Origin of the sequence: Microcystis sp. LE19-84.1B (genome assembly GCF_027531875.1) — a bacterium.
In the GTDB taxonomy this organism is placed as follows: domain Bacteria; phylum Cyanobacteriota; class Cyanobacteriia; order Cyanobacteriales; family Microcystaceae; genus Microcystis; species Microcystis panniformis.
In genome coordinates, this window is sequence record NZ_JAPZSR010000327.1 from 1 (window position 1) to 23418 (window position 23418).

At 43.1% G+C, this 23418-nt stretch carries 18 protein-coding genes; 4 read left to right on the top strand and 14 right to left on the bottom strand.

The genetic code is table 11. The features are described from left to right. A partial coding sequence (locus O9324_RS18405) for a Uma2 family endonuclease (RefSeq protein WP_288140946.1) occupies nt 1–466 on the bottom strand: 466 nt, incomplete at its 3' end. A 285-nt stretch (nt 467–751) separates the two neighbouring features. Here O9324_RS18405 and O9324_RS18410 point away from each other — a divergent pair. The 4 genes from O9324_RS18410 (at nt 752) to O9324_RS18425 (ending at nt 5903) form a co-directional block, all read left to right on the top strand. Then, nucleotides 752–2671 carry a long-chain fatty acid--CoA ligase gene (locus O9324_RS18410; RefSeq protein ID WP_288140947.1) on the top strand — a complete coding sequence of 640 codons (1920 nt, stop codon included), beginning with the start codon at nt 752–754 and terminating at the stop codon, nt 2669–2671. 61 nt (nt 2672–2732) lie between these two features. After that, nucleotides 2733–3182, top strand: a complete 450-nt coding sequence (locus O9324_RS18415) for a YlqD family protein (RefSeq protein ID WP_288140948.1) — start codon at nt 2733–2735, stop codon at nt 3180–3182. Nucleotides 3183–3427: 245 nt separating this feature from the next. Continuing rightward, complete coding sequence (locus tag O9324_RS18420) at nt 3428–4792, top strand: DUF3370 domain-containing protein (RefSeq protein WP_288140949.1); 1365 nt, start codon at nt 3428–3430, stop codon at nt 4790–4792. A gap of 226 nt (nt 4793–5018) precedes the next feature. Continuing rightward, entirely contained in the window at nt 5019–5903 is an 885-nt protein-coding gene (locus tag O9324_RS18425; protein WP_002786230.1) for a hypothetical protein, read from the top strand. Between the two features lie 153 nt (nt 5904–6056). On the opposite strand, the gene O9324_RS18435 is transcribed toward O9324_RS18425, so the two are convergent. The 13 genes from O9324_RS18435 to O9324_RS18495 form a co-directional block, all read right to left on the bottom strand. Then, the gene (locus tag O9324_RS18435) at nt 6057–7592 is read right to left on the bottom strand and encodes a TIGR04222 domain-containing membrane protein (protein ID WP_288140950.1); all 1536 of its coding nucleotides are present in this window, start codon (nt 7590–7592) and stop codon (nt 6057–6059) included. A gap of 407 nt (nt 7593–7999) precedes the next feature. Further along, nucleotides 8000–9730 (bottom strand): Rqc2 family fibronectin-binding protein, encoded by a 1731-nt coding sequence (locus O9324_RS18440; RefSeq protein ID WP_288140951.1) that lies wholly within the window; start codon nt 9728–9730, stop codon nt 8000–8002. 201 nt (nt 9731–9931) lie between these two features. Then, on the bottom strand, nt 9932–10606 hold the full coding sequence (locus tag O9324_RS18445; protein ID WP_002764907.1) for a DevA family ABC transporter ATP-binding protein: 675 nt from the start codon (nt 10604–10606) through the stop codon (nt 9932–9934). A 48-nt stretch (nt 10607–10654) separates the two neighbouring features. Next, the gene (devC, locus tag O9324_RS18450) at nt 10655–11833 is read right to left on the bottom strand and encodes an ABC transporter permease DevC (RefSeq protein WP_288140952.1); all 1179 of its coding nucleotides are present in this window, start codon (nt 11831–11833) and stop codon (nt 10655–10657) included. 217 nt (nt 11834–12050) lie between these two features. Beyond that, complete coding sequence (locus tag O9324_RS18455; RefSeq protein WP_288140953.1) at nt 12051–13355, bottom strand: ABC exporter membrane fusion protein; 1305 nt, start codon at nt 13353–13355, stop codon at nt 12051–12053. 31 nt (nt 13356–13386) lie between these two features. Next, nucleotides 13387–14175, bottom strand: coding sequence for an SDR family NAD(P)-dependent oxidoreductase (locus O9324_RS18460; RefSeq protein ID WP_288140954.1), 789 nt, complete (start codon nt 14173–14175; stop codon nt 13387–13389). Nucleotides 14176–14213: 38 nt separating this feature from the next. Further along, complete coding sequence (locus O9324_RS18465) at nt 14214–15185, bottom strand: calcium-binding protein (protein ID WP_288140955.1); 972 nt, start codon at nt 15183–15185, stop codon at nt 14214–14216. A 40-nt stretch (nt 15186–15225) separates the two neighbouring features. Continuing rightward, entirely contained in the window at nt 15226–16104 is an 879-nt protein-coding gene (locus tag O9324_RS18470) for a hypothetical protein (RefSeq protein WP_288140956.1), read from the bottom strand. Further along, nucleotides 16091–17101, bottom strand: a complete 1011-nt coding sequence (locus O9324_RS18475) for an alpha/beta fold hydrolase (protein WP_288140957.1) — start codon at nt 17099–17101, stop codon at nt 16091–16093. Before O9324_RS18475 ends, O9324_RS18470 begins: the two co-directional genes overlap by 14 nt. A gap of 43 nt (nt 17102–17144) precedes the next feature. Then, on the bottom strand, nt 17145–17531 hold the full coding sequence (locus O9324_RS18480) for a hypothetical protein (RefSeq protein WP_002764914.1): 387 nt from the start codon (nt 17529–17531) through the stop codon (nt 17145–17147). Nucleotides 17532–17718: 187 nt separating this feature from the next. Further along, nucleotides 17719–19527 carry an NAD(P)/FAD-dependent oxidoreductase gene (locus tag O9324_RS18485; RefSeq protein WP_288140958.1) on the bottom strand — a complete coding sequence of 603 codons (1809 nt, stop codon included), beginning with the start codon at nt 19525–19527 and terminating at the stop codon, nt 17719–17721. An 85-nt stretch (nt 19528–19612) separates the two neighbouring features. Continuing rightward, entirely contained in the window at nt 19613–21382 is a 1770-nt protein-coding gene (locus tag O9324_RS18490; RefSeq protein WP_288140959.1) for an NAD(P)/FAD-dependent oxidoreductase, read from the bottom strand. An 86-nt stretch (nt 21383–21468) separates the two neighbouring features. Continuing rightward, nucleotides 21469–23232 carry an NAD(P)/FAD-dependent oxidoreductase gene (locus tag O9324_RS18495; RefSeq protein ID WP_288140960.1) on the bottom strand — a complete coding sequence of 588 codons (1764 nt, stop codon included), beginning with the start codon at nt 23230–23232 and terminating at the stop codon, nt 21469–21471. Between the last annotated feature and the right edge of the window lie 186 nt (nt 23233–23418).

The following is a 23418-nucleotide window of genomic DNA, read 5'->3' on the forward strand; positions in this document are numbered from 1 at the left end:
ATAAACCCTGTTCACCCCGTCGAAAAGTTTCTACTCGTTGGTGTTTACTATTCACTAAGACATATTCCTCTAAACTTTCTAGAGTTTGATAATCATTAAATTTATCCCCCCTGTCAAAAGCTTCTGTAGAATCGGAGAGAACTTCGATAATCAATTTAGGAAACCTTTTGTAGGTAGCAGTTTCCCTATCTCTGTCATCACAGGTGACAAGAATATCAGGATAATAAAAGTGATTGCGTTTCTCTAATCTGACTTTCACATCGGCAAAATAAACCCGACAATCGGAACCCCGCAAATGATTACGAACAATTGTGTATATATTCCCCGCAACAATATTATGAGTATCCGTCGTCCCTGCCATGGTGTAAATTTGTCCATCGATATACTCGTGTTTAATGGGACTTTTTTCTTCAAACTGAAGATATTCTTCTGGAGTGAGATTATTATAGTTAGATAAAGCAATCATCTTTTTTTCTGCTAATTACAACTATATTAAGTACCTAAGCAAAATTAATTATACATCTAAGCCGTTAACCTTTTCCGTAATCAGTAAGCAGTATTAAGTAACAGTAACATTCCCTGATTACTGTTCACCGATAACCGAAAAGTCTCCTCTTTCCGAGTCTCAACTAGGAAATTAACTTTGCAGGACTAGATACCTGTTGAAATACTGTCTAGGAGAACCAGCAAAAAGAGCCTCGAATGGTTAATCTATATGTTATTACTCTTGTAACCCTCTATAACTACTGCTATGACAACCCTAATTGACTATTCAAATATTCAATCTTTACCCGAAGTTTGGTCAATAGTTGCCCAACGTTTCCCCAATATTATCGCTCTGCACGATCCCCACAGTAAACCGGAAGTAATTCTCACCTATCGGGAACTTTATCAACAAATTCAGCAATTTGCCGCCGCTTTGCAAGCATTAGGAGTCACAGAAACCGAAAATGTCGCTTTATTTGCCGATAATAGTCCCCGGTGGTTTATTGCCGACCAAGGTTCCATGGCAGCTGGGGCCGCCAATGCGGTACGATCTGCTCAAGCAGATGCCGAGGAATTAGCCTATATTCTCGCTGATAGTGACAGTCAGACGCTGATTGTCGAAAATAAGCAAACTTTAGGGAAATTGCTGGCGAAAATCCCTGAATTGCCCCTAAAATTAATCGTGCTGCTCACCGACGAAGACCCCGCTACTGGGGCGATTTCCGTGCAGACCTTAAATTTCAAGCAACTAATGGCGATCGGGGCTGAGAACACCCTTAAACCCATCACCAAGGGCGAAAATGATCTGGCTACCCTCATCTACACATCGGGGACGACGGGACAACCCAAAGGGGTGATGTTAAGTCACGGTAATCTGCTGCATCAGGTACGGAACTTAAATGCTATCTTTCAACCAGATCCTGGTGATCGAGTTTTAAGCATACTACCTTCATGGCATTCCTACGAGCGCAGTTGTGAGTATTTCAGTCTAGCTCAAGGTTGCACCCAGATTTATACCAGTATTCGCACTTTTAAGCAGGATTTAAAGCAATTTAGTCCGCAATTAATGGTGGGAGTTCCCCGTCTTTGGGAATCTCTTTACGAAGGTATCCAAAAACAATTTAGCGAACAACCGGCTAAAAAACAGAAATTGGTGCAGTTTTTTCTAGAAAAGTCAGAAAAGTACGTTATTGCTAAACGTATCGCTGATAATCTCAGTCTTGATCATCTTCACGCTTCCCCCAAAGAAAGACTCAAAGCAAGAATTCAATCCCTCTTACTCTATCCCCTCCACGCCATCGGTGACAAGCTAGTTTATAGCAAAATTCGCCAAGCAGTGGGAAATAAAGTTAAAATCTTCGTTAGTGGTGGTGGTTCCTTAGCCAGACATCTAGATACTTTCTATGAGATTGCCGGAATCCCGATTTTAGTTGGTTATGGACTGACAGAAACTTCTCCCGTCGCTACCGTCCGTCGTATCGATCATAACCTGCGCGGGTCTGCCGGTCGTCCCGTCTTTCAGACAGAAATCTGTATTGTCGATTTACACAGCAAAGAAGTCTTACCGACAGAAAAACACGGTTTAGTTTTGATTCGCGGTCCGCAGGTGATGCAGGGATACTATAAAAAACCCGAAGCAACCGAAAAAGCGATTTCTCCCGATGGTTGGTTTGATAGCGGTGATATTGGTTGGTTAACCGCTGCCGGGGATTTAGTCTTAACCGGACGGGCCAAAGATACAATTGTTTTGAGCAATGGTGAAAATATCGAACCGCAACCGATTGAAGATGCTTGTTTACGCAGTCCCTTTATCTCCCAAATTATGCTAGTGGGACAGGATCAAAAAGCTTTGGGGGCTTTGATCGTGCCTAATCTTGATATACTGGCCAATTGGGCCCAAGAACAGAAACTATCCTTAAATTTACCCGATCTTCACAGCGATCGCTCCACGATTCTTTCTAGCGATCTCTACAGCAAAAAAGTCTTAGATCTCTACCAACAAGAATTAAAGCGCGAGGTCAGAAATCGGCCCAGTTATCGTACCGATGACCAGATTAAAACCTTTGAGTTAATTTTAGAGCCTTTTTCCCTAGAAAACGGCATGATGACCCAAACTTTAAAGATTAAACGACCGGTAGTAACGCAACGCTATCGCGATATGATTAACGAGATGTTTGCCAAGTAAATATTTCTGGCAAATATTCTCTAACCCCTTGACAAAAAGACCTTTTTAGGATAAGCAAATCATGGATGACGCACAAACCAGTTTATTACTGAAGCGCCCGGTGACAATTAAAGTCATCGTGACCCCGCGCTGGAAAGAAGAAGCACAACAGCAATTACAAGCACAAATGGTGCAAATTGACGCACAAATTCAACAACTAGAAACCCAAGGACAAAGAGCGATCGCCGAAATTCAGCGTCAGAGTCTGATCCCCTTACCCCCCGCGGCTGCCCAACAGATTGACAATATTCAAATCCAAGTCAATCAACAGAAAAGTGAGTTTCTCGAACAAAAAAACCAGTATCTGCAACAATTGCAACAGGTACAACTCTTGGAACTCAATCAAGAAGTCGTCCAAGCACAACTAGAAAGCTTTTTCCGGGTCGAAAAGGGCGATAACTTAGTGGCAAAAATGAATGTAGAACTCGTCCTTAGAGATGGCATCGTCGAAGAAATTCGCGGCGAAATTTAAAGCTAGGGTTAGCAGTTCCCGTCATTGTCAACTTAACGGTTAAAATCGGCAATAGCAAGGGTTTTTCTCCCTTGCTCACCCGAAAAACCGCCCTAGCTCACATCACCCCTGACAGGACTTGATCAGACCTTAAAAATATATTAAGATTCTTTATCGATCGCCAAGACAAACTCGCTTATATTGTCCTATAACTTCACCTCTCCATCGACTCACCCTTAATTAGATCCTATAAATATGGAATCTCTATGCTTTCTTTCTTACCCACTATTCTTTTAGCTCAGTCCGCCTCGGTTCTGCCCCAGATAGAGAGGAAATTAATCACCCAATATCAGGAAGTGCGTCAGTTGCCCGGTCAACTGAATGACGTTCTAGTTTTTAATAGCAATAGTCCCGAAGTGGTAGAAAAAGAGGGAATTCTCCTCTCCACTTTCCCCGGTAAAGGAAAACGCTTTCCCATAGCCCATCTCAATCATCCCCTACAAGGACGTTTTGACGTTTTCACCCACCACATCGCCCGTCAAACCGATCCCAATCGCAACCTACACCAGGGCCTGATCGTTACTAATCCCACCTCCAGAAACCTCGTTATCCGCATCCTGCAAGGAGTCAGTTACGTCACCTCCGCCGATGCCCCTTTTGTCGATTTACCCTCTCTGGTGGAAGATCCCAATGGCCGGGTTTTTTCCGGTCCCGGTTCCCGTTTAGCCAGCGATATCATGCGTCGTCGCCATGATACCCAATTTCCCACCCAGATCGTCATTCCCCCCGGCGAAAGTCGGATGCTCTTCGATCTAGTTATCCCCAGAAGTAGCGCCCGCTCGACTCTCCTCCGTCTCTACAGCGATGGACCGGTCTATATGGCCAATTTAGCCCTCTACGAAGTTCCCCAAAAAGTCAAAATCGAAGATCGGGAAATAGAAACCTTTCGTCCCCCTACCCTCGAGGAATGGCGCACCCTATTAGTTAAAGGTGATTTGGCCGCTCCTCGCGATTTTCCCCCCACTCCTCCCGATCAATGGTTCCCCGGAAGAAGAAATTTTTATGGTCGCGTGGCCGGAATTTCTGTCGGTTCGGAATGGGCAACCCGGATTGTCGATCCCAAAGGGGGAATTAATCTCACCATTCCTCAACCTGGTCAAGCTTTTGCCTATCCTTTAAGTACGGTGACAGCAGCTACTTTCGGAACCAGACAAATTCAAAGCGCTCCCATGTTAGTGCGTTATCCCGATACGGCTTTCAAAGCTCACGGTAACTACGGTGTTCACTACTATCTGACTTTACCTCTATATAACAACACTAGCAAAACCCAGGTGGTGGTTTTGAGTATTCAAACCCCAATTAAAGAAGATAATTATCTCGATCGCTTGCTATTTGTTGAACCCGTCCAGGGACCGGTATTTTTCCGGGGTGCAGTGCGCGTTACCTATCGTAACGCAATGGGACGCACCGAGGAACGTTTTTTCCATCTCGTTCAACGGGAAGGACAGCAGGGAGAAGCTTTAGTACAGATAGAACTTCCCCCCGGCGCCCGACGCGACGTTAATCTCGATTTTCTCTATCCCCCCGATGCCACCCCTCCCCAAGTTTTGAGCGTTAAAACTTTGGAATAGATAGTTTTTCTCGAAAAGTTAACGGCTGATTGTCGGTAAAAATAAGTAAGATAAGTAGGTGGGTATTAAAAACTTTCAGATGCCCCCCTTATTAAGGGGGATCCCCCCGCCTTCGGCTTCCCCCCTTATCAAGGGGGGCTAGGGGGGATCGAACCTAAAATCCATTTTTAATTTAATTATAACCAGCTACTTACACTGATATTAATCTCTCTCTGGGAATTAGCCGATGAATATTAGCAAAACTTGCTTTATTTGCTGCTTATTATCTCAATTTTTTGGCAATGCAGCCGCGAGTTTAGCCGTAACTAAACTCGATTTTGATGCCGGTCAACCCCTAAGAAATCAAGTGATTAAATCGGGTAAAATTAAGGTGCAAGTTAGCTATCACCCCATCGAACTAAACGAGAAAATTGATGACAATTCTGATATTAATAATGTTTCTTATCAAATCTTTTATAACGAGCAACTTTATCAGCAAAATAGCGAGTATAGTGCCTTTGGCTCTGGCTATGTTGAATTAATAGATTTAGATAATAATGGCATCGATGAGATTATCGTCTCCACCTATAGCGGCGGCGCTCATTGCTGCACATCTTTGGTAATTTATACTTGGCAAAAAGATAAATTTATTAGAGAAGAAACGGGTTTTTTAGATGGTAGTGGTGGTTCCTTTGAAGATTTAGATGGAGATAATAATTATGAATTTGTCACCGTTGATAATGCTTTTTTGTATGCTTTTAGTTCCTACGCCGCCTCTTTTCCTCCCTCCAAAATTTATACTTTTCAACAGGGTAAATTAGCGGATGTCACCAGAAAATATCCCCAAGAATTAAGAAAAACTTTAGCAGCAATGTTGAAAGCCTTTCAGTTAGCTAAAAAAGAAAAAGCCGAAGTTAATGGCATTTTGGCCGGTTATGTGGCACAGAAAATTCTACTAGGAGAATACGAAGAAGCTTGGCAATTTCTTCTCGCTAATTACGATAAAAACTCCGATTGGGGTCTCGATATCCATGGCCAAAGTATAGCGATCGGCAAATATCCAGACTTTCCCACTGCCCTAAGAGCTTTTCTCCTGAAAAATGGCTACTTAACCCGAACTGGGGTTAAGTAGAAGCGATAAAATTCCCTGTTCAAGGAGGATTTTTTCGGCTGATGGCAGTAAGCAATCAAACCAGAGAGGAGATTAAGGCAAAAATTAACAGGGCTACGGTGGCGGGAATGTTCAACGGAACGAGCGAGCGGCTGTTAATAGCCTTGAACTCAATCAACCACCACCACAACCACCACAACCGCCACAACCGCCACCACCGCCATCACTGCCGCCACCACCGCCATCACTGCCGCCACCGCCATCACTGCCGCCACTGCCGGCAGTGATGCCGCCACTGCCGGCATCACTGCCGCTACCACTGCCGCTACTAGCAGCGGCTATGGGAGTCAGCATTTGATACAGGTCTGCTAAAGCCATATCCGCCATCAGAACTGTTGCTCCAAACAACGCCACCGCAAGTACCAGTTCAGAATCGCTGCTATTGGCTGTTTTTAAATGTTGTAAGCGATTTGTTAAATCATTAAAAATGATCTCTCCATAACGGCTGCGCTGACGCTGTGGTTTGACAAAAAACCTTGCTCCCAAAACTAGAAGCCCAAATATACAGATGAGAAGTAAACCAACTGGCTTATCGCGAGAAATTCCCACCGCCATTTTGCACAAGCCTATTCCTAGAAGAATAACCACAATCAATGATGGATAAATTTGCGCTTTCAATGCTTGGGCATCGCTCAGAAACAAACCAAGCTGTTCTAGGCGGGAACGAATGCTATCTTTCATTCCTTGAGACTTCTGGAAAACCTGTTTAATTGCCCCATCAGTGGCCAAAATATCTTGGGCGACCGCCTTTTCTACAGGATCGGCAATAGCATCGATCTTTCCTGTCACCACCAGTTTGCCTTCTTTTAATACCTCCACATAGCCTTGTTTTATCAAACTGGTGATTGCGGCCATAATCAGGCGATGATTGCCCCCCGCCAAGAAAGCTATCTCGTAAGTATTTAAATCAGGTTGCTGCTTTGTATTAGTGCTAACTAGGCACAGGGAAAAACGTAGCCAGGCTGCCAAAGCGATTCCCATCACTCCTAGGGAAATATAGAAGGTTAAAAATTCCGGACCTGTAAAATTCATTGGGTTAGGAATTTGGGAGATTATCTGACAGCCAGTTATCATCAGTGAAAGGAAGGCTAAAAAGGTAAAGATGCCTATTTTTCGCAGTTGTGGTTTGACGGAGACTGGGAAATTAGGTTTTGACAAAACCCAGCTTTGTTGAGTATTGATCCGGATAAAATGCAAATCTCGCCCGAATCGGTCTTTGGGTTTAGGCCAAATATCTATTGGAGGAATATGTCCAAAAAACTGTTCGTAACTTTCTAGCGTCTTGCTATACCAACTGCCAAATTTTAATTGCTCGGATGAACCCCCACGAGTCGGCTCGTGATGTAATGTGGTTTGCAAAATTTTGGGACAGAACTCTTGCCAGTACAATCGCGTATAGGTCAGATGTAAATGCCAAACTTGATCGATTTGGTCGGATGGCGTGACTGGATGTCCTGCTGCAACGGCTAGAAATATAAACTTTTTGTATTCCTCGATCACTCTCTGAGTATAGCCCAATGACCAGCCGTTATCTCTTGCTAATCGTTGGCTGAAAGATAATTGACTATCTGGCCGATCCAAGGCAAATGCCTGAATTCTTTTGTATAGCTCTGTCTGTTGAAAGTTCATCGTTCCTAATTGGCTATCCATAAACTGGGCCTCCCGAGAAAAACTGTTTCTAGTCGTTTATTTAGGCCGAAGAGGCTTAACTGTGCGTGCAGTTTAAATTTCTTTACAAAAAGCTGGATGCCAACTATCCCTCTTTCATCTGGGCAATAAGTCTCGGAAACCCCAAAGAAAGTTGAGGAAAGTGACAGAACCGGTTAGGTGAAGATAAAATACCAGTGGTCGCTTTAATATCACCTAAATAGTCGGTTTTTTGTGTCTTTCCCCCGACTATTGGCTGCTACCACTGGTTTGCTGTTGTTTGTTGTTGTAATCCGAGGAAATATAGTTCTTGCGTTCCCAAGCGCCTGAACTGCATTTGTCTCTCTAGTAACAATTGTAACAGACAATACCCTTTTTGTGTAAAAAAAAGTAAACAATTTGGTAAAAAATTATTTTTTGCGGTAATCTTCAACCCTCTGAGGACAGCCCCAGATTACCGTTTCCTGTTTGTAAACCACCATACCGGGCTTGGCGCCCTTGGGTTTATAGACGTATTTGGGACGGGTATAGACGACGGGAACCTGTTCACTATGGCGAGCGCGGCTATAATAAGCGGCGTAATCGGCGGCAAATTGCAGATCGGCGGCTTCTGGAACTGTACCGGGGGTTAAACGGAGTAAAACGTGACTACCGGCGATTTCTTGACTATGAAACCAGATATCGTAATCGCTGGCACTACGAAAAGTTAGCCGATCATTTTGACGGTTATTTCTGCCAATCCATAATTCGACTCCAGAGGGAGTAGTAAAGCGCATGGGTTCGGATTCTTTATTATTCGTCCGATTACGCTGGTAATTGCTTTCTAGATACTTCTGTTGAATTAATTCTTCTTGTATCTCGTCTAATGCCTCTAAATCTTCGCTGCTGCTATAATTTTCTAGTTGACTTAAACTCGATCGCACTTGTTCGAGATAATTAATTTCACTAACCACTTCCTCTAATAAAGGTTCCACCGCTAACCGCGCTCTTTTTAATTTCTGATGTTGTTTATAAAAATATTGGGCATTCTGTACGGGATTTCTTTCGGGATCAAGAGGAATAATTACAGGGGTTCCTGTCTCGAAATCTGCCAAAGTAATGCTAGTCATTCCCTGCGGTATTTGCTGCAGATTGGCCATTAATAAATCCCCTTGCTCTTTATAGCGATCAGCATGAGCAGATTCTGCTAGTCTTGTTTGAAATCCCGCCGCTTTAGTTTGCAGTTTAGTCAGTAAAGAGGTAATTTTTTGGTTTAATTTTTGCTGTAGTTGTCGAAAGCTTTCTTGATTAATTTGCTCGCTATAATAACGGTTTAATAATTCTTGAACATTTTTAGCCGCTGCCAGCATCTCCCCACCGATAACTGTATAACCTTCTCTCGTCCATCCCGGTTGAAAGGTTTTATTTTCAAGGATTTTTAACCATTCTTGCCAAGCTGAAAAGAGCTTTTCCCAATCAGTATTATCTAACTGATCCGTGTTTAATTTCGGGTTAATTTTGGCTTTTTGTAACAGCGATCGAGCGATGACGGGACTAACCCCACGATAGGTACTAAATAACTGTTTTTCGATAGTTTTAGGGATTAAACTAACTCTGGCTTGCCAACTGCTCAAGGATTCTTCTAAACTGGGGTCTGTTGCCAATAAAACGGGTGGTAGTTGATAGATTTGTCCCGTTTGTACGGTGCGAACACTAGACTGGGTGGCATTGACTTGATGGGCAACGGTGACAATTTGATTGTCAGCCGTAGTTAAAATGACATTGCTATATTTGCCCATAATTTCTATATACAAATGCCACAGGGCCGGATCATCGGGACGTTGGGCAAATTGCAGATCGATGACTCTTTCCCACGGGGCAACAAATGCTAATTTTGTCAGCGCAAAACCATTGAGTTGATGACGCAATTGATCGCTGAAAGTGAAGGTATCGGGGACTTTTGGCGGTGGATCACCAATATGCAGCCGCGCCCCTTGGGGATGCCAAGAAATAATTAACCATCCCTTGCGATCGAAGGTTCGTAAATAGAGGGCGATGGTTTGGCGATCAATTTGATACACTTGTTCTAGTCTGGCGGGTAGCCAAGTGGCGGCAATTTCGGCACAGGTGGCACTGAGGGTGGTAAAGTCTAGGGATTGCATTTTCAGGATTCAGGAGATCTTCTCGATGCCAAAGTTGGCACCGCCAAGCATGAAAATATCATAGCTTCCCACTAAGGCTAAGACAAAAAAGTTGTTTCCTCAATTAAAAACAGATTTGGTGTCAGAATCTATCGGTGGAGGTATCCCAGTCTTAGCCGAAAAGCTGAGGAGTGCCTTTTCTGAGTTTTCTCTAGATGGGTATTAGCAACCGCACAAGCGTCCATCTTCCATGTGAACAATGCGATCAGCAATATCTAAAATCCGATTATCGTGGGTAACGAGTACAATAGTACGGCGCTGTTCTTTGGCTAAACGTTGCATCAAATTCACCACGTCTCGTCCCGTTTTACTATCGAGGGCGGCTGTTGGTTCATCGGCTAAAACTAATGGGGGATTACCGGCCAAAGCTCGCGCGATCGCTACCCTTTGTTTTTGTCCCCCAGATAAGCTATCTGGATAATAGTCGATCCGATGTCCTAAGCCGACTTTTTCTAATATCAAAGCAGCGCGTTCTTCTGTTTCCCGCCCGCCGAGATGTTCCTGAAGCTCGATCGACATTTGTACATTCTGTCTTGCGGTTAGAAAGGGTAACAAATTATGGGCTTGAAAAATATAACCAATTTGACGGCGGGTTTGGACTAATTGTTCTTCACTAGCCCCCCGTAATTCTTTTTCAAAATGCTGTAAGCTTCCTTCTTGAACAGAGCGTAGGCCACCGATTAAGGATAGTAAGGTTGTTTTTCCGGAACCAGAGGGGCCAGTTAAAATAACGATCTCTCCCTCTGTGATTTTTAAGTTGATCTGAAAAAGAACTTGTTTTTTCAGCGTTCCTTGACCGAAATAGTGATTGAGGTTTTGAATATCAATAACTTCCATAGACAGCCTCTTTCCTTGGGATGAGGTATAGATATTTGTTTCTTTTTTCTAAAAAATATCGGCTGGATCGGCATCTTGCAATTTTTTAACAGCAGTGGCTCCCGAAACGAAGGCCATGACTAAGGTTAAGATAAAGACAAAAACCGCTCGATCAAGCGACATATTGACAGGTAATAAGGTGGCATTTTTAGTAAACTCATATTGAATATTAGAGATCAAAAAACCCGGAATATATCCGAGAATGGCAATTAAAAAAGCCTGTTGTAAAACCATTGATAAGAGATAGCTATGACGATAACCCATCGCTTTTAGGGTGGCGTATTCTGAAAGATGTTCCGAAACATTTGTATAGAGAATTTGATAGACAACGACAATTCCAACAATAATTCCCAGGATAACACCTAAATTAAAAATGAAGCCAATCGCCGTACTGCTTTGCCAATAATTCTTCTCAAATTGAATCAACTGTTGCTTTGATAAAACTTTAATATCACGAGGTAAATATGCTTGAATATCTTCGATAAATTTATTGATATTAGTTCCTGGCTTTAGGCGAATTAAGCCAATATTAATAAATCCATAAGAACGGTTGCTAAAAATTCTTAAAAAATTCAAATGGCTCATGATTAAATTCCCATCTGAACCAAAAGAAGTTCCCAGTTTAAATAAGCCAGCGACTTCTATTTTGCGGTTGTTACCCTTATTGCTAACCTCGGTAATAACTGAGCCATTTTTTTCAAAATCAGCAACAATAGGACCAAATTCAGAGCGAGAATCTTGATCGAATAAAACTTGATCGGGAAGTTTTAATAGCTCCATATTTTCCGCGAGACCGGGTAAATCAAATGCCAAATTTCTGAGATCGAACCCGATCACGAATATATTACGCCAATAATTACGAGTTTCAGGGTTTTTCCACTGAGCAAAATCTAAATAAATCGGACTGACAAAATCTACTTCTTCAAAAGCCAAGGTTTGAAGTAATCGCCGTTGAGAAAAACTTTCCATACCAATCAGTGAAGTAGTACGAGGACTAATTAAAAAACAGTCCCCTTGTAGAGCTTCGTGAAGCCGAACAGCACTATCAAACAAAGCATCCCGAATCCCTAATTGCATAAAGACAATTACAACCGCAAAAATAACCCCCGATAGAGCCACCAGTAACCTAGTTTTTTGGTAGCGTAATTGCAACCAAGCTGTCGGTAACTTCCCGTGGAATATTTTCATCTTTTGCTCCTCCTAAAGATTCTAGATTGCTCGCCGCTGACTTGTTGACAAATACTATTCCTTATTTAAGACTTTGACCTAAGATTATTTCAAGGCTAAAAGTTTTTCTAGATAAGAAATTTAACTAAATAGGTATTCATTTCATATATAGAACTATTTAGTTAGCGCACAACCTAAAAGCAGGCTGTGATTGGGTTGTAATTTTTCGATAGATATTTTAAAGATTAGTTTTGTTCGTATCGATCACCACATTGACTTGTAAATTAGTCAAGTTAGCCACTTTCTTACTAGAAGATGGGTCGAGACGAATTTTGACTTCTACCACTCGCGCATCTGCATCAGCAACTGGATCGGTACCTAAGACATCTTTTTTGCCAATTTGTAAGCCAATTTCAGCGACGGTTCCCCTTAGTTCCCCAATCAATCCATCGGTTGTAATTTTTGCCCGTTGTCCTAGTTTAACCCGACTCACATCTGTTTCATAAACTTCGCTAGTGACGTACATTTGACTGGTTTGACCGAGATCGAGGATGCCTTTATCACCAATTAATTCACCGGGCCAAGTATAAATTTTGAGAATTTGTCCCGCTTTAGGAGCCTTAACAAAAGCTAAATCTAAATCAGCTTTGGCTTTTTGGACAGCACTTTGAGCAGCGATTAATTGCGCTTCGGCAACTTCAACATCTACGGGACGGACTTCCGCAACCGCATCTAAGGTCGCTTGATTTTCTTTGATTTTCTGATCTAGAGTTGCTACCGTGCGCTGAAGATTAGCTTCAGCTTCATCAATTTTTGCGCTTAGAGTGGTGACAATTCGATTTAAATTAGCGTTGGCTTCTCGCAGACTTTCTTGGCCAGTTTGAGCTATCAGACAGAAGCGATCGCGTTCTTGATCTGAAACCGCACCTTCTTGGTATAAAGTATTATAACGCTGACAATCTTTTTGTGCATTGTGAAACTCAGCTTTAAGTCGCTCAATAGTGGCGTATTGAGCCATTTTTTCCCCTTGTAATTGAGCCGTTAAACTGGCAATAGTAGCTTTTTGGGTAGTAATCTGTCCTTCTAATTCGGAGCGGGTACCTTGAAATCGCGCATTTTGGGCAATAATATCCCCCTGTTTTGCACCAGCTTTCACCTGAGCTAAAAGAGACTGAGCAATGCGAACTTGGTCTTGTGCTTGTTTCAGTGCTGCTTGGAGTCTATCCCGACTGTCGAGGATAGCCAAAACTTGTCCAACTTCAACCTGGTCTCCCTGTTTTACCAACAGTTTATCAAGGCGAGACCCTTCCATAAAGGCAGGAGCAGAAATTTTGATTGCTTCTCCTGCTGGTTCTACATAACCTAAAGCGGCTACGGCCTTCAGTTTTCTCGGAGTAGTGGCAGCGACAGTTGGGGATGTTGTTTTTAAAGATTGATAGCGCCAAATTGAATAGGTCGCTACAGCGCCAGTTGCCATAGTCCCGATGGTGAGACAGGTAATAAGTAGCCAATTATTGGGTTTGACAAAGAGTTGAGATTTCATAAGAAGCTTTGCTTTATTCCTTGTATCTTGTTTAATTGAGGTCTCTTCTTCTCGGTCGAGTTATTCGTTCCAAGATTTGCACCGTTATACTGCGTGGCATTAAGCGAGGAACACTGTTAGCAAGCCAGTAATTTTTCAATCCTGGAATGACATAATTGCGCCAGGCTTCGAGAGCTTTGAGAGCAACTGCTACCACGCGCTGGGGAGAGGTAGCACTGCCATCATCAAAGATCTTAACTAAAGACCGTGTTGCTGTCGGTCCAGGACAGAGTGCTAAAACCCTTAGTCCTCGATGGCGATACTCAGCCCAAAGCGCTTCACTAAAGGAGAGGACGAACGCCTTACTCGCTCCATAAACGGCCATGTAAGGCATGGGCTGAAAGGCTCCACTAGAGGATAAATTGATTACCGCTCCTTCCCCTTTAGCCAGCATTCCTGGGATAAACTTATGGGTTAAATCAACTAAAGCCACCACATTAACCATCACTTGTGCGTGATCTTGCTCAAGGGGAATTTGCTCGAAGGGCGCATAGTTAAGAAAACCGGCATTATTAACAAGTAAATCTACGGTAAGTGCCATTTCTTCGACAGTGCTGAAAACTTCCTGAGCAGCATTTTCAAGACTTAGATCAACAACAATTACTTCAGTGCGGACACCGTAAACTTGATAAAGATCGGTTGCTATTGTGCGTAGTTTTTCTTCAGTTCGTGCTACCAAAATGATATTCATGCCACGCTTAGCAAGCTCGCGGGCGAATATCTCGCCAATCCCAGATGATGCTCCCGTGATTAATGCTGTTTTGCCGCGATAATTGAACATAAACTTTTGCCTTGCAATAAAAAGTTGAACGCCGCTGCTTAGACTGCGAAATTATTACTAACAAAAATGTTATTGTTAGTCAAATCAAGTCCAGATGATAGTTTAGCAATCTGAATTTGAGCGATTCCGCCTACACCATCGACATCAAAGAATAAAGTGCCGTTAGCTCGGTTATAGATAAATCTATCATTAGAATCAACTGCTGCTGTACCAATGACAAATTGCTCAGGCATCAGCAAAGCATCTGCTATGAGGTCGTCAGCGAAACCCGCAGCAGAGATGATTATAATATCATTAATAACCGAAAAATCTGTAATAGTGTCAATGCCATCTTGGGGACTACTGAAAACAAATTGATCGGCACCAGCACCGCCCGTAAGAGTATCTCCACCTAAGCCACCAATTAATACATCGTTGCCACTATCACCAAAGAGAGCATCATTGCCCACCTCGCCAAAAAGAATGTCGTTACCAGAACCACCAAAGAGAGCATCGTCACCATCACCGCCATTAAGTACGTCGTCGCCAACATCGCCAATAATGCCATCGTTGCCAGAACCGCCAAAGAGAGCGTCATTGCCACTACCGCCCCAGATGCCGTCGTTGCCATCACCTCCTGTTACCTGATCGTCGCCAGAACCGCCAATAATCCCGTCGTTGCCAGCACCTCCACTTAAAGTATCATTGCCAGCATCACCGTTGAGAATGTCGTTGTCATCGCCGCCATTGAGAGCGTCATCACCATTACCACCAAGGAGAATATCACGGCCATCGCCCCCAAGTAGATCATCGTTGCCATCGCCGCCACCTAGATAGTCATTACCACCACCGCCGAACAGCAAATCGTTACCGCCGCCCCCAAGTAAGGCATCGTTGCCATCGCCAGTAACCAAAGTGTCGTTGCCAAGTCCACTATCAAGATAGTCGTTGCCACCGTTGCCATATAAAATATCATCGTCATTGCTGCCGAATAAAAGATCGTTGCCAGTGGTGCCGATAAAAGTAGCCATGTCATTTTCTCCTTTGCGATTAAAAGCTTTTTATTTCAAGTTACTGAAAGTTTTTGCCGAGTCTTTGTAAACAACTAACCCCGAAGAGTCCGAGTCCTAATAGTAAACAAGACAGGGTATTAGAAGGCTCAGGAATTGGCGTTAGGGAAAGAGTCACCGCCCGATTGTTAGCATCAGGAACAATGCGAGCTACTTCGACTTCATCCCCTGTCCAAAACACTCCATCAGGTCCAGGAGTAAATAAAGGGGTAATGGCGGAACTGAAGAATTCTAGCTGACTCCCGGCTCCTTCTGGAGGAAACCCAGTTAAGGGTGAGGAGAGATTGAGGGTTACGGGGTCTCTGGTGCGAACTGTTCCTTCCGGCGTTCCTTGGATTTCTAAAAAGAATTTCAAGAAACTATCCCCTAAAGAGGAATTATCGCTTCTTTGGCTGATAGCTCCTGCCGAATAGAGGGAAACATAGGGTAAAGTTGACCCTGAAGGAGTCGGGGCTAAATCCGGCACTCCATCCCCAGCTAAGGCAGTAATCAGGGGGACAAAAGGAGTAGAACCTGAAGCGATATTGTGGAAGACTTCCAGTTGAACTACGTCGGCAATACCATCAACACTGCCTACATTACCCAGTAAAGGATCGCCAATAATGGCATCAACGGGATTTCCTAATAAAATCTGGGTGTTTCCCTGAAGAATTGCGGTAAAATCTGGTAAATTATTCGGACTAAAGCCAAAGTTAGCACTAACGATAACTGTGTTAGCAAAATCGTAGATCTGGCTCGAACAATTAGAAATCCAATTGTTCCCTGAACCACAGTTTAAAGAAGAGGCATTGGCGGGAGTGATTGCTCCTGGGAATAGGGAAACTGTTAAGCTTATAATGCTTGGAACAAGTGGCAGTATTTTAATTTTAGAGTTTTTCATTTGTCTTCTCCTTGAGGTTAGTCTGTTGTAAGATTTTCCTGATTGCATCAACAACTAATTCAGGTTGATCAATATGAATATTATGACCACTGCTGTGAGCGATTTGTAAGCTTCCCGAAGTCGAAAGCTCGGAGGTTTCTGCCTGTAATTGCCGCCAGATAGACTCAGACACTTCTACATTTTGCCCGGAAAACATATTCAGTCCGTGAGAAATTACGACTAAGGGTAAGTGAGAGGGAAAGGAAGTTTTACTGACCAATGCAGCATCTTTTTTCATTAATGCGCTTTCGGCTAAGGCAGTATTAAAGCTTTGGGGTAGGAACTTTGCTAAAACAACAGATTGTACAGACGGGGGCAATTTTTGGACAAATTCGGGAGCGACATCACTGCCTTTGAGTTGCAGCAGGAGGCGCAAGATTCCCAGGCGAGAAATGATGGATAAACTGCGAAACATTTGCCGCGTTGCTGCCATATTTTTCCTAAATTCATTCCCCAGACGGCTATAGACATTTGCCGGTACTGCATCCACTAAAACCACTCCCACTACTTCTGAAGGATACTGGCTGGCAAACAGGCGCATATTCAACCCTCCCAAGGAATGACCCACCAGTAAATAAGGCCCGGCTATTCCCCCTTTTGTTAGTAGAGTGTGTAGTTCTTGAACCATAATCAGGCTGGTGCGAGGATGGGGACTGGGTTCACTCCAGCCGTAGCCAGCGCGGTCGTAAACACAGACAGAGGTGAACTTTGCCACTTCCGATTGAACCCAATGCCAGAGGGGAGATATTCCCCCTAGTCCATAATCCATCACCACAGTGGGACTACCTTGACTTTTACAGTGGAGATGCAAGCGATAACCCCCTACATCTATCAATTGACCAGGTGGTGGATACTTACTTAGGTCTTTCACTGTAGAAATTTGCTGGTAAACCATTCCTAAAAGTACCAGTAGCGCCACCAAAGTAATAAGTATTCCGCCGAGTAGCCAAAATTTCATCTTTCTTCCTCATCGTCCATTAGTTACCTGATAAAATTCTCTACTAAGCACCGATCTTTAGCACTGGTTTACTATCGGTTAAGGTGAGATAGACACAGCATTTTTTGTCTAAGTCAGAGAGCCAACAGTAAATTGGAATTCCAGGACAACTAGCATTTTCAGGCGGAATGTCTGGCTCAACAAGAGTTGGTAAATCAGAAAACTTGAGCAGGGTTCTCGGCTTCCCCAAATTAAGTGGAGCAACAGCGGCTGCCATGATAAATATTGAGCCAATTTCACTCAGTCCTCTACCTTCCAAGTCAACTGAGTTCCCCTGCACGAGTGCATTGAATTCTGATTCGGAAAGATTCAAGCCAATGCGGTTAATTCCCCGGCGCAATTCATTAGGCTCTAAGATGAATTGGGATGAGACAAAGGTGGCTAATTCCATGATAATTACCTCAACTAAGAGCAGGACTTTTACGGGTGAACAGCCATCATTAGTCTCAAATTAAGGAAAAATGATGATTTTTTGATTGTCATAGCGAGGGGAGGGATTGACAAAAATGCCATCTCGCCATGACAGATTATAGTTTGGCTTTGCTTAAGTTGACGCCAGTGACAGCTATTCGCTCCTACTAAGCAGGAAAAGACTCAATTTTTACTCTTTCACTGATCACATTTTGAACAACAGAAGGTGATTTCTTCTGCGGTTGATAATGATAGTTTTTGAATTCCTCACGCATCTTCTCAATTTGGCTGTTGTCAGCTATTCCTCGGGTTTTGCGCTTATAAATTACTTCGGCGATTGTGGCTTGAATCGATAGCTTCAACATCCGACCAAAGTAATACCAATGTTTAGGATTTAACCAACCGGCGATGCCAAAAGCTTTCCATTGAAAGAGAGCATACCAAATAGCAATGTAGAAGTAAGCGGCTTTCATGCTGGCAAAAACATTACAGCGCCGAGGCTCGAATTTAGTATTTTCCAAGAAATCGTCGAAGTGTTTTAAGGTTCCATAACCGCCCAGCAATTGATCGGCCCGATAGGCATCCATTAAACCAATATTAGCACCCTGTGACACTAATTGATGAAATTCCTGACATAAATCAGCGAAAATTCCATTAACATTGCCATCGGCAATTTTCACATAGCGGGGGATAAAATTTAAGTCCAGATGCCATTTACCAATATAGGTGGGAACATGGACACCAAACCACCACATATACTCGAAATAAATCCGCCAACTCATAACACTAGCATGACCGAGTTGATAGGCATGATCTCGGTAGAGACAGTTGACAGTACGAGCATAAGCTAGGTTGAAATCATTGTAAGCGGATCGTTTTTGTTCTGCTGCTGCTTCCTCAGCCAATTTAGCACGGATAATTTCTGTAACACTTTCTACCTCAAAAGCGATCATTGTCGTTCCATAGGAATAAAAAGCATCAAAAATATGGGCAGCATCCCCAATAATGTACCAGTTATCAGGAGAAAAAAGAACTTTGCTTTTGTGGGCAATTTTCGGCCAGTAATGAAAATCAACTACTTCACCACTTTCAATCAATTGAGAGAGAATAGTATGATTGCTCTTGAGAAAATTGGAAAATTTGTCAAGGTTATTTATGCTATGAGCAGGAATAACCTCGTGATGGTGAATAATGCCAATAGATAGTTCCATCGAGTGCTTATCAATGGGAATCATCCACAACCAATGACCCTGGCCAAAATAGTGATTGGTGGCATAATAATGGCTCGTAGATGCACCTTCGGGATGATAGCCACTGTGGAAAATCGTGCGGTCGATATTTTTCACCCGCAGCCACGCTGAACCATTATTAAGTCCCAGGAGATTCTCTGGACCAGAAAGCACATTATCAGTTTTGCGTCCAATAATGAAATTCTTGCCTGCGGCATCGATGACGTGCTTGGCTTGAAGGGTAATATTTTCCTCGCCAACTTTAGCGTAAACTGTTTTTAGCTCATCCCCTGAAGTAAGAGCGACATCTTTGACCCGTCCCTCGTAAAAATCGGCTCCCATCTGACAATTCATCGCCAGTAAATCTTGCTCAAATTTAGCCCGTTGTAGGTGAAAAGACCCCACTGGAGTTTGACGGTTGGCCCAGACATGATAATAATCATCAAGGGTTTCTGTTTTTGCCGGATCTTTTGGCCAGTGGAAATTGAGACCAGATTTGGGGGGGTGGTTTTCAATTAAATAATCATGTAGTCCTAATTCTTTGCAGAGAAACAAAGCGGCAACTTCGATTAAAGACTCACCGATTTTTAAATCTTTGTCTGTGCGTTCAACGGGACGGGGATCGATTAGCGCCACCCGAATATTAGGGATGTTGAGCATGAGATGTCGTGCTTGGCACAGTCCAGCAAAGCCTGCTCCCATAATGACAACATCGTATTCTCGGGATTGAGTAATGGTAGAATTCATGGTTAACTCCTTGATAGTTGATGAGATGATTGACACTCACAGATGATTGAGAGAAGGGCGTTGAATTTGATGCAAGTCAAAATCCTTAAGAATTGGTGGCTTCTGCCAGCCAAGGCTGGAGTTTTGGTTGATATTGATAAGTTTTAAACTCTTGACGCATCGCTTCAATTTCGCTGTTGGCGGGCAGTCCTTTGGTTTTGAACTTATAAATTAACTCGCCGATAGTTGCTTGTCCTGACAACCCTAACAGGCGCAAGAAATGGTAAATATGGTGGGGATGGAGACAACCTTGGATACCAAATCCTTTCCATTGAAAGAGTGCATACCAGAGGGCGGCATAAAAACAGGTAGCTTTTAAACCAGCAAAGACATTACACCGCCGCGGTTCAAACTTGGTATTTTCCAGGAAGTCATCAAAGTGTTTGAGAGTGTGATAACCCTTGAAAAGTTGATCGCCCCGGTAACAATCCATCAAGCCAATATTGACATCCTTGTCTGCTAGTTCGGTAAATTGTTCATTTAAATCAGCAAACAGTCCATCAATATTGCTGTTTAGAGTTTTGAGAAAGATGGGAATATAGGTGAGGTCCAAATGCCATTTACCTACATACATGGGAACTTGCACCCCAAACCACCACATATACTCAAAGTAAATGCGCCAACTCATCACGCTGGCTTGTCCTAACTGTTTGGTGTGTCCCCGATAGAGACAGTTGACACTACGGGAGTAGGCTAAGTTAAACTCATTGTAAGCAGCCCGTTTTTGTTCCGCCGATTCTTCCCCTGCCAGTTTGGCCCGCACAATCTCCGTTATCCCTTCAATGGCTAAAGCAATCGTGGTGGTTCCGTAGGAATAGAAAGCATCGAAGATGTAAGCAGCGTCGCCAAGGACATACCAATTGTCGGGAGAAAATAGGGTTTTGCTTGTGTGAGAAATCCTCGGCCAATAGTGGAAATCTACTGCTTCTCCACTGTCAATAATATTGGCAAGAATTTGATGGTTATTTCGCAGGAAATCATGGAATTTTTCCCGGCTGTTTACCTGAGTAGAATTAATCACATCATGGTGATGAATCACGCCAATAGATAATTCCATTGTTTGGGTGTCAATCGGAATCATCCACAGCCAATGTCCTTCGCCAAAATAGTGATTAGTCGAGTAATAATGGCTGGTTGATGCATTAAGAGGATCGTAGCCACTGTGGAAGATAGTCCGATCTACATTTTTGACTCGCACCCAGGCAGAGCCCGTGTTTAATCCCATTAAGTTTTCTGGACCAAATAGGAGGTTGTCAGTCTTACGCCCGATGATGAATTTGCGTCCTGCTGCATCGATAACGTGCTTGGCTTGCAGTTCCATTCTTTCATCGCCTACCTTGATTTTAACTGTTTTAATGGCATCGCCAGGAGTTAAATCAACATCAACAACTTGCCCATTATAGAAGTTGATTCCCATGGCTTTATCCATTTTTAGCAAGTCTTGTTCAAACTTGGAGCGGTTGATTTGAAAAGAGGGAATGGGAACTTGTCGGTTCGAACCAGCATGATAGTAGTCGTCGATTGTTTCAGTTTTTGCTGGATTTTTGGGCCAGTGAAAGTTAAGCCCTTGTTTGGGAGCATGATTTTCAATTAGGTAATCATGTAGTCCCAATTCTTTGGCAAGAAAAAGAGCGGCAATTTCAATGGTGGACTCGCCAATTTTTAAGTCCTTATCTGTGCGTTGTTCGGGACGAGGATCCACTAGAGCAACTTTGATATTGGGAATCTTGAGCATCAGGTGTCGCGCTTGACATAAGCCAGCAAAACCAGCACCCATAATGACTACATCATACTCTTTGTTTTGAGTTGTTTGCATTGATTTACTCCTGAATTAATCGAGGTTAGTTTTGGTAAATTTTTTGAATTTGAGAGAAGGAAAAACTAGGGGATTTGAACCAATTTTTAAGAAAGTTCAGCACTCCAGGGCTGTAATTTGCCTTGATAGCGATATTCTTTGAATTCTTGGCGCATTTCCTCGATTTCACTATTATCTGGCAGACTGCGAGTCAAGAAGTTATGCCGCATTTCTCCCAGGGCTGATAATCCACTTTGGGCTAACAAATAGCTAAAATTAGCTAAATTGCGTGGTTTCAACAGGCCGCGCCAGCCAAAACCTTTCCACTGGAACATTGCATACCAAATTGCCACATAGAAAAAGGTATTTTTCATGCTGGTGAAAATGTTGCAGCGTTGGGGTTCAAGCTTGCTATTTTCTAGGAAGTCTTCAAAGTGTTTGAAGGTATAGTAACTGCCGATTAGTTGATCGGCTCGAATCGCATCCATCAAACCCATATTAACTCCGCGCTCTACTAATTGGTTACAGTCTTGATAGACATCCACGAATAAGCCATTGAGAAAAGTGCGGAAAGGTCCAGTAAACTGTTTCAGGAAAGCTGGATCTAAATGCCATTTACCTATGTACATGGGGACTAAGATACCAAACCACCACATATACTCAAAGTAAATCCGCCAACTCATGATACTGGCATGACCTAATTGTTTTTGATGTTCCTGCATGAAAGTGTTGACGCTATCAGTAAAAGCCAAATTGAAGTCATTGTAAACAGCCCGTTTTTCTTCAGCATTGGCCTCGTTTGCCAATTTGGCGCGGACAATTTCGGTAATGCTTTCAACGGCGATGGCAATCATCGTTGTTCCCAGGGAATAAAAAGCATCAAAAATACAGGCTGCATCTCCGACAACATACCAGTTATCAGGCGAAAACATCACTTTACTTTTGTGGGCAACTCGCGGCAAATAATGGAAGTCAACCAATTCACTACTTTGCAATAATTTATAGAGAACTGTATGGTTGGCTTTCAAGAAAGCAGTAAACTTTTCTTGGGTGTTTATGGTGGCTGAGGGAATGACATCATGGTGGTGAATGACTCCCAGAGAAAGTTCTTTACTATCTCGATCAATGGGAATCATCCACAGCCAATGACCAGGGCCAAAGTAATGGTTGGTAGCGTAGTAATGACTGACAGTGGTTCCTGCTGGATGATAACCACTATGGAAAATGGTCCGATCTACATCTTTAATCCTTACCCAAGCGGAGCCATTATTAACTCCTAAAAGTTGGTCTGAACCAAAAATGAGATTGTCGGTTTTTTTGCCGATAATAAATCGGCGACCAGCCGCATCAACAATGTGCTTGGCTGTTATTTCTATGGTTGTATCCTCTAATTTGACTGTGACGGTTTTGAGTTGATCGCCTTCGGTTAAATCTACATCGACAACTCTTCCGTTGTAGAAGATTGCTCCCATTTCCTTATTCATTTTGAGCAAGTCCCGTTCAAACTTTGCTCGGTTGATCTGAAAAGTCGGAATCGGGGGTTGACGATTGATCCAGACGTGATAATAATCGTCAATTGAATCAGTTTCAGCCGGATTTTTCGGCCAGTGGAAGTTCAGTCCCGCTTTGGGAGGATGATTTTCAATCATGTAATCATGCAGTCCCAACTCTTTACAGATGAGTAGGGCGGCTATTTCAACTGTAGATTCGCCAATTTTGAGATCTGTATCGGGTCGATTTTCGGGACGAGGATCGATCAGCGCCACCCGAATATTAGGGATGTTGAGCATCAGGTGTCGCGCTTGACATAAGCCAGCAAAGCCAGCCCCCATAATGACCACATCGTAGTGCAAAGCTTGAGTCGTGTTCATTGATCAATTTCTCCTGATAAAGGGATGAGAATTACGGTTCTTCGTTACTAGGTCCGGTTTGATCGGGGGGCATAAATCGACTAAATCCTGATCTGACAAGAGACTTAATTGATTAGTTGGTTCTAGATCAACCACAAAGGTTTTCATCCCGTATAATCCCCGTCTATTACATAACACAAACCGAAG

Bases quoted from the DNA above. Each gene is read 5' to 3' on its own strand.
- O9324_RS18410 (WP_288140947.1), top strand. From the start codon at position 752: ATGACAACCCTAATTGACTATTCAAATATTCAATCTTTACCCGAAGTT.
- O9324_RS18415 (WP_288140948.1), top strand. From the start codon at position 2,733: ATGGATGACGCACAAACCAGTTTATTACTGAAGCGCCCGGTGACAATT.
- O9324_RS18420 (WP_288140949.1), top strand. From the start codon at position 3,428: ATGCTTTCTTTCTTACCCACTATTCTTTTAGCTCAGTCCGCCTCGGTT.
- O9324_RS18425 (WP_002786230.1), top strand. From the start codon at position 5,019: ATGAATATTAGCAAAACTTGCTTTATTTGCTGCTTATTATCTCAATTT.
- O9324_RS18435 (WP_288140950.1), bottom strand. From the start codon at position 7,592: ATGGATAGCCAATTAGGAACGATGAACTTTCAACAGACAGAGCTATAC.
- O9324_RS18440 (WP_288140951.1), bottom strand. From the start codon at position 9,730: ATGCAATCCCTAGACTTTACCACCCTCAGTGCCACCTGTGCCGAAATT.
- O9324_RS18445 (WP_002764907.1), bottom strand. From the start codon at position 10,606: ATGGAAGTTATTGATATTCAAAACCTCAATCACTATTTCGGTCAAGGA.
- devC (WP_288140952.1), bottom strand. From the start codon at position 11,833: ATGAAAATATTCCACGGGAAGTTACCGACAGCTTGGTTGCAATTACGC.
- O9324_RS18455 (WP_288140953.1), bottom strand. From the start codon at position 13,355: ATGAAATCTCAACTCTTTGTCAAACCCAATAATTGGCTACTTATTACC.
- O9324_RS18460 (WP_288140954.1), bottom strand. From the start codon at position 14,175: ATGTTCAATTATCGCGGCAAAACAGCATTAATCACGGGAGCATCATCT.
- O9324_RS18465 (WP_288140955.1), bottom strand. From the start codon at position 15,185: ATGGCTACTTTTATCGGCACCACTGGCAACGATCTTTTATTCGGCAGC.
- O9324_RS18470 (WP_288140956.1), bottom strand. From the start codon at position 16,104: ATGAAAAACTCTAAAATTAAAATACTGCCACTTGTTCCAAGCATTATA.
- O9324_RS18475 (WP_288140957.1), bottom strand. From the start codon at position 17,101: ATGAAATTTTGGCTACTCGGCGGAATACTTATTACTTTGGTGGCGCTA.
- O9324_RS18480 (WP_002764914.1), bottom strand. From the start codon at position 17,531: ATGGAATTAGCCACCTTTGTCTCATCCCAATTCATCTTAGAGCCTAAT.
- O9324_RS18485 (WP_288140958.1), bottom strand. From the start codon at position 19,527: ATGAATTCTACCATTACTCAATCCCGAGAATACGATGTTGTCATTATG.
- O9324_RS18490 (WP_288140959.1), bottom strand. From the start codon at position 21,382: ATGCAAACAACTCAAAACAAAGAGTATGATGTAGTCATTATGGGTGCT.
- O9324_RS18495 (WP_288140960.1), bottom strand. From the start codon at position 23,232: ATGAACACGACTCAAGCTTTGCACTACGATGTGGTCATTATGGGGGCT.